This is a genomic window from Pseudomonas onubensis (genome assembly GCF_965653655.1).
Lineage (GTDB): Bacteria > Pseudomonadota > Gammaproteobacteria > Pseudomonadales > Pseudomonadaceae > Aquipseudomonas.
In genome coordinates, this window is record NZ_CBFHAZ010000242.1 from 1 (window position 1) to 473 (window position 473).

The window sequence follows — 473 nt, forward strand, 5'->3', positions numbered from 1 at the left end:
GTTTGAGGGAATTAACTTTAATGATAATCTTTATGAGCAAGAAGCCCGCAAACGGTGGGGTGATCAACCTGTCGATAAGGTAAATATTAGATTGAAAAACATGACTGATGGTGAGCAAAAAGATTTATCTGATAAGTGGACTGCAATGTTCAATAAATTTGCACTCCTTATTAACCAATCTCCCGATTCCCCAGACGTACAAACAGCTATCAAAGAGTGGTTTGATTTTCTCAATGAAAATTTTGGTGAATATTCTTTTGATGCCTTTTACGGATTAGGTCAACTATATATTGAAGATGAACGCTTCACTAAGAACATCGACCGGTATGGTGAAGGGTTGGCGAAGCTCATGAGTGATGCCATTACAATTTATATAGATACTCAAAAAAAGGGTGGTGCCCATTAAAATCATTATCGAGGATACAATTGGGCGGAGGGATTAGTGAGGCCACTTTACTCGGCACAGATGAGAT

1 protein-coding gene is annotated in these 473 nt (G+C 38.5%); it reads left to right on the forward strand.

Annotated elements, in window-relative coordinates; translation table 11 throughout:
* Window positions 1-406 (forward strand): TipAS antibiotic-recognition domain-containing protein (locus ACTD9P_RS29780; RefSeq protein WP_438870439.1); only part of this gene is annotated, 406 nt, incomplete at its 5' end.
* Window positions 407-473: the final 67 nt, after the last annotated feature.